The organism is Longimicrobium sp., assembly GCF_036387355.1.
Classification (GTDB): domain Bacteria; phylum Gemmatimonadota; class Gemmatimonadetes; order Longimicrobiales; family Longimicrobiaceae; genus Longimicrobium.
This window is the reverse complement of record NZ_DASVTX010000133.1, coordinates 1-6,357: the sequence shown is the minus strand read 5'-3', so window position 1 is coordinate 6,357 and position 6,357 is coordinate 1. Positions and strand designations below refer to the sequence as shown.

Genomic DNA, 6,357 nt, shown 5'->3' with positions numbered 1-6,357 from the left:
ATCCACAGCACGTGGTTGGGCTGGTCGCCGCCCAGCGGAAGCGGCTCGCGGTTCAGCCGGATCTCCAGCAGCGTAGTGGTGAACGGATAGAACAGGCGGGTCTCCCGCAGCGCCTGCGCGGCCCCGGGCGGCAGGCCGGCGGGATCGGTGCCCAGGACGGCGCTCACGTCCACCCTGGCATCCCACTTTCCGTCGGCATCCCGCAGCGTTCCGGACGGATCGATCTTTTCGCTCCCGATGCCGTGATAGCCCACCAGCCGCGAGCCGGACGAGGCGATGACCCGCATCCACAGATTGGGGAGGGTTTCCGGCTTCACCTCGTCCAGGTTCACGTGAAAGCTGCGAAAGCTCTTGTCGCCTTCGTACGTGTGCACGTCGTCCATGAAGGCGCGGATTTCCTTTTCCCTTCCGCGGGCGTCGTACGTGAGCATCTGGATGTTGTAGTCGGGCACGGGGTCGCCCCGCTCGTCCATCACGCGCACCACGAACTGCTGAAAGCGCGGCATGCGGCCGCTCTCGCGGTGGGCGACCGCGCGCCGCACCGCCTCCGACGCGTGCCACGCGGCCAGCGACTCCGCACTGTCCACCTGCAGCGCGTCCAGCACCATCCGCCGCAGGTCCGGGGTGGGCTCGCTCAGGATGGTGCCGTGGTCCAGCCCCTCCACCGGGATCAGCGGAATGTCGAGGTTGGTGAACGGCGCCACCCGGAACCGCTCCTCCGTGCCCTGCTCGCGCGTGAGGTCCAGCACGATCTTGCGCGTGTTGAGCGGCGTGCCCGCCCAGCGCACCGTGCCGTCCGCGCCCGGGGTGTTGGCCACGGACGCGGCCCCGCGGTATCCGCGCGTGCCGCAGAACACGAACACGTACGGCGTGTCGCCGTCCGCGCCGTAGCAGCGGTGCCCCTCGCCCACCAGGTCGCGGTGGGCCAGGTCCCAGGTGATGCGGCTCCCCAGTTCCAGCGCGTCCAGCACCCGGTCGCCCGCCTCCAGAAAGTCGGGGCCCAGCTGCCTGCGCCCCTTGAAGATGGCGCCCACCCAGCTGCGGCCGCGGTGCGCCAGCGGCGAGCCGAACGTGGCGGGCGCCAGCGCCACCAGCCGCTTGAGGCGTTCGCGGCGGTGCGCGTACATGGCCAGCCAGGCGCGGATCACCAGCATTCCCGTGGAGTGCACGATGGCGTCAAACGGCTGTCCTTCGCGCAGCGACGTTTCCAGCCGCAGCGCGCGGTCGAACGCCTCGGCCAGGTCGCTGAGCGAGACTTCGTTGGTGAGCGTTTCGTAGTTGCAGGTATGGACGTCGGTGACGCTGCGGCCCGAGTCGGTGAGGATCTTTCGCCAGGGCTCAAAGCCCTTGCCGGAATCGGAATAGCCGTGGATGAGGACGACGGGGTTGGGCATGGGGCGTCGGAAAGGGGCCTGGAGTGGAACGCCGCCGCACGCTGGGAGCGTGCGGCGGCCGGGAACGTGGGGCGGATCCGGGGAAAGCCGCCGGTTACAGCCGGCCGGCGGTGACGTCGACCGGGTTCTTGCCCGCCGCCTTGAGTTCGCGGAACACGGCGCGGCTCACGAAGGTGCTCCACAGCCCGTTCTGCACCAGCCCTTCGTGCCGCTGAAAGAGCGTGAGCGCGGTGCGGCTCCTGGCCCCCCACGCCCCATCCGCCCCGCTGGCGCCCAGGCTGAAGCCGAGCGCGATGAGCGCGCGCTGGCGCTGCCGGACGGTCTCGAACGGCGTCCACACGTCCTCGATCGCCTGGTCGGGGTAGATGCCGCGCAGCACCTTGGCGAAGGGGAAGCCGCAGACGTCGATCTTGTACGCCCGGCCCTCCTCGTCCAGCGGGCAGATGTCGTGGTGGCCGTGATGGTCCTCGGGCCTGATGTTGGGAAAGCGGCGCACGATCTCGCGCCCCACCTCGATGCACATGGCGATCTGCTCCGGCGTCCACGGCTGCACCTTGATGGGCTTGCCGAGCGGCGTGGCGGTGCTGATCCAGTCCGCCTCGGCCACGATGCCGTCCAGGTTGGCGCCGATGTGCGACGTCTCGATGCCGATGGTGCTGCGCGAGCCCTTGAAGTCGGGGTCGCCCTGCAGCGCCTTGCCGTTCCAGCGCAGCGACTGGTTCTTGCCCGCGTGCCACGAGCGGTTCTCGATGAGGACGTACCGGTCCACCCCCTCCGCGAAGCTCCGGCCGATGCCGTAGTGCGCCGACGCCTCGCCCTTGCGCTCCGCATGCGCGCCGCCGATCACGTCGCGCAGCACCTGCAGCTTGCGGGTGACGGCCCAGTGCCACGTCACGCCCAGCGGCTTGCCGCCGTGGCGCTCCGGCCAGCCGCGGGTGACGGCCTGCCCGTCGGCGAGGGGGATGAGAAAGTCGCGGAACTGGAACGGGAGCCCGGCGACGGGTACCGCGGGCGCGGCTGTGGTGAGCGTTTCGGCCATGGTGGTTCCGGGGGAGCGTGGGGGTAAGGTGGGAGGGGTGGGGGCGTCCTCGCGTGGGTGGGCGGGGACGCTCCGCGCGTGCCCGGGCCGCAAATTAGGCGCCCGTGCACGTCGTGCCGAAAAAGCTGGGTTTGCACGGGGTCTACGCCCCGCAGGCACCACGCCTGCGACATCCCCGCCCCGCCATGTGGGACGCGTGCGCGGCAGCCCGGGCGACGATCAGGGCCGCTGTACCGTCTGTGTCATCCGGGAACCAGGCGTGGAGCTACGGCTTGTACCGCTCCTCCGCGAAGTTGAAGCGGAAGCCGAGCTGGGCCAGAAGGCTCCCTTCGCGCGAGGTATCCTGATCGCGCCCGAACGTTGCCTGCAGCCACATATCGCGGCGTACCTGGTACTCCAGGTGGCCGGCAATTCGGTACAGCGCGTCAGCGTCGGAGCCGCCGGTAAACTGACGCCACACCCCTTCGATCGAGAGGCCCCACCGCGTGTCGCTCGCGTTCAGGCTGGCACCTACGTCCAGCACGTCTCCACCCACATCATCTTCTCCCGCTTGATAGCGTACCATCACCACCGGGGTCAGCGGTGGGCCGGCGGGACTGAAGCACCGCTCGCACGAGTACGTGGCCCACCCGGCCCAGCGCCGCAGCCGTCCCGCATCCACCACGCGGTCGGGAAAGCCCCACGCCGCGCCCCCCGCCACCTCGAGCATGTGACCCTCGCGGCGCACTGCGAAGTCGTTGAAGCGGTCCCGGACGGCCTTGACCTGCTTCTGATACGCGGGGTCGGTAAGCACGGCATCGTCGATGGCCGCGCGGCGGCGGTTGTACTCGGCGCGTAGAGAGTCGCGGTTCGCGCCGGGCTTGCCCATCTCGTTGGCCAACCAGCGGTCCAGCGCCGCGAGGGGCACCGCGGCAAGGCGCAGGTTCATCCCTCCCTCGCTCGCGAGCGCACTCTGCAGAGCGCTTAGCGAGTCGATGGTCGCCTGCGAGTACCGCCCGGACAGGAGCATGGCGCGGCTCCCGACCGAAACGCCCGTGACCGGTGCCTCGTCGGTGCCGATTTCAGCGGAGCCCGTGGTGACCGCGAGGGTGCGCCAGAAGGACTGGATCGGACTGCGGACGTTGTCCTCCTGCCACGTGAGCATGCGGCGAGACGCGAACCAGTACGGGGCGGCCTCCAACGCGAAGTTCTCCGGCAATTCGGAGAGCATGGAGGTACCGTTGACGAGCGTAAAGGCGAAGTCCGCCGGGTTCGTGGGGCGATGCACCTCCGTGGGCGATACGCCAAGCAGAAGGAACGCGGGTGAAGCGGGCGGCCGGAGCGAACTCAGTTCCGGCGCCTCGTTCTGCGCCCGCGCCGACCGGGGCGCGGAGAGCGCCAGCAGAACCGCGCTGATCCGCGCGGCGACGAGGAAGCGGGTGCGCCGATGGGCGCGGGAGTCGGTGTGCATGGACGGGCTCGGGAAGAGGGTGGCGGAATCGTCAGACCAGCGCGAAGTCGATCAGGTAGCGCGCGTAGCCACCGGACGTGTTCACGTCGAGTTCGTAGGAGAACATGGCCTCGTCCGGACCGCCGCTGAGGATGTACGTCACCACCGTCTTGTCGGACGCGGGATTGATGTCCTTCACCGTCGTGATGCAGTGGATGACGCTGTGCCGGAGATTGCCGCCCGGCGCGCCGACGGTGGCCGAGCCATCGGTGCCGACCTCCTGCACCTGGCCCTTGTAGGAGATGCTCGTTCCGCCCGCCATTCCGGCGCCGACGATCGCGCGGACGCGGACGGGCTGCCCCTCGGAAACGGGATAGAACTGCAGATCGACCAGACGGGCGTCATTGGGCATGATGCACCTCGCGGGGGATGATGATGGATTTCGTAGCGCTGGCCGCACGGCCACGGCACCGCGCCATACGGTTGGACGGACATGGATGCGGATTTCCCTTGGGAGAGATCCAGCAGGAAGCCGTGGGGATCATCGGCCCGGGCGGGACGGCTGTGACTTTGGGCGGGGCACCGCGGGCGGCATGCAAGGGGGAGCAGATGTGCACGACGCATCGCGATCGAGCCGCGAGTAGGATCTGGCGTCCTCACTCAGGAGGTGGAAGCCCCACGGCGGGACCGTGCTTGACCGTTGTCACGGTGGCGTCTGCCGCTTCCGCTACAACACGCTCACCACTTGGTCACCCGCGACCACGTACACGCGGTCGCCGGGGCTCACGGGGACGTCGGCGGTGCCGGTGAACTCGCCGAAGGCGGGGAGGATGCCCACGCGCGGGCCGAAGTGAAAGCAGGCCAGCCGCTGCTTCTGCCGCCCGATGCCGCGCAGCGTCACGGAGGGATGAACGTGCCCGGCCAGCACGTAGCACGCGTCCGCCGGCTCCGGGTGGTGCGCGTAGCCGAACGGATCGTCCACCACCGGCCCGTTCGCGCAATTGATGCGCAGCTCGTCCGGCGGGTCGCCCGCGTGCCGGTCGTGGTTGCCGCGGACGAGGAGGATGGGGAGGCGGGCGTGCTCCTCGCGCCACGCCGCCAGCGCGTTCAGCGTGCTCGCCTGCTTACCCGCCCTTGCGTGAAAGAAGTCGCCCAGAAAAACGAGGCGTTCCGCGCCGGTGCGGGCCAGCGCCGCCGTCAATCGCGCCAGCGTTTCCGTCGTCGTGCCGCCGGGCACGGGGACGCCGAACGCGCGGAACGACGCCGCCTTTCCAAAGTGCGGATCCGCCACCAGCAGCGTGCGGTCGCGCGGCCGGTACGCGGCGCGCTCGGGAAGCAGCACCAGCGGCTCCCCGCACAGTTCGATCTCCAGGTCTCCCGTCATTTCCCCGTGTCGGCGTACTTCTCCAGCACCAGCTTCATCTTCTGCACACGGTCGGTGACGGATTCGGAGGTGACGGCGTTGCGCGTCCGGTCCACCAGCAGCGGGAACGCCAGCGGCGGCGTGCGTTTGGGATTGGTAATGACGACGTTGCCCGCGGAAAGCCGGTCCAGCGTGCGCCCCAGCCGGCTGCTTTCCAGCTGCCGTTCCAGCACTTCGCGGTGCGCCTGCGACACCAGCAGGTTGCCGGGATCGTAGCGGGTGAATACGTCAAAGAACAGCCCGCTGGATGCCTGCAGCTGCTTGACGGACTTGCCCGCATGCGGGAATCCCTGGAACACCAGCCCCGCCACCCGCGCGATCTCGCGGAACTGGCGCCGCGCCATCTCCGTGGCGTTCAGCGAGGCGGGAACGTCTTCCAGCAGGTTGTGCGGGCTCAGCAGCCCCGCCGCCAGCGCCTCGTCCAGCGGCGCGGGATCGGGCGACAGCAGCTCCATCCCGTAGTCGTTCATGGAAAAGGTGAAGCTGATGGGCGTCAGGCGCGAGATGCGGTACGCGAACAGCGCGGCCAGCCCCTCATGCACCAGCCGCCCCTCGAAGGGAAAGATGAACAGGTGGTGCCCCTCGCGCGTCTTGACCCGCTCCATCAGCAGCTCGTCCGCGCGGGGGATGCGGCTCCAGCGCGCCTGCACCTCCAGGATGGGACGGATGGCCTCCATCTCCGGGCCGCGGAACTCGCCCCGCGACGCCTCTTCCAGCCGCGAACGGAGCGAGGCCGCCAGCTCGCCGGAAAGCGGCATCCTCGCCCCCATCCACCGGGGGATGAGGCCCTTGGTGTTCGTCGTGCGCCGCACCCACGCCGTCATGTCGCGCACGCGGACGAACTCCAGCGGCTTGCCGGCAAAGACGAAGCGGTCGCCGGGCGTGAGCCGCGCCACGAAGCTTTCCTCCACCGTGCCCAGCCGCGCGCCCCGCAGGTACTGCACGGCGATGGACGCGTCGCTCACGATGGTGCCGATGGACATGCGGTGCCGTCGGGCGATACCGCGCTCGGGCACGCGGTAGAGCCCGGCTTCGTCCGGGGCGACACGGTGGTAGTCGGGATAGGCGGTCA

5 protein-coding genes and 1 pseudogene are annotated in these 6,357 nt (G+C 69.6%); all 6 read right to left on the bottom strand.

Going from position 1 to position 6,357, the window contains the following annotated elements; translation table 11 throughout:
* The coding region (locus VF665_RS06080; protein WP_331052525.1) for a hypothetical protein at nt 1–1,394 on the bottom strand (1,394 nt) is incomplete at its 3' end.
* A gap of 94 nt (nt 1,395–1,488) precedes the next feature.
* A complete protein-coding gene (locus tag VF665_RS06075) occupies nt 1,489–2,433 on the bottom strand; it encodes a peptidoglycan recognition protein family protein (RefSeq protein WP_331052524.1) in 945 nt (314 codons plus the stop codon).
* 265 nt (nt 2,434–2,698) lie between these two features.
* Nucleotides 2,699–3,883 (bottom strand): hypothetical protein, encoded by a 1,185-nt coding sequence (locus VF665_RS06070; protein WP_331052523.1) that lies wholly within the window; start codon nt 3,881–3,883, stop codon nt 2,699–2,701.
* A 31-nt stretch (nt 3,884–3,914) separates the two neighbouring features.
* Entirely contained in the window at nt 3,915–4,274 is a 360-nt protein-coding gene (locus tag VF665_RS06065) for a hypothetical protein (RefSeq protein WP_331052522.1), read from the bottom strand.
* A 315-nt stretch (nt 4,275–4,589) separates the two neighbouring features.
* Nucleotides 4,590–5,246, bottom strand: a complete 657-nt coding sequence (gene pdeM / locus VF665_RS06060; protein ID WP_331052521.1) for a ligase-associated DNA damage response endonuclease PdeM — start codon at nt 5,244–5,246, stop codon at nt 4,590–4,592.
* Nucleotides 5,243–6,357, bottom strand: a pseudogene (locus tag VF665_RS06055) (DNA ligase-associated DEXH box helicase); the annotation flags it as partial. The gene pdeM and the pseudogene VF665_RS06055, both read right to left, overlap by 4 nt.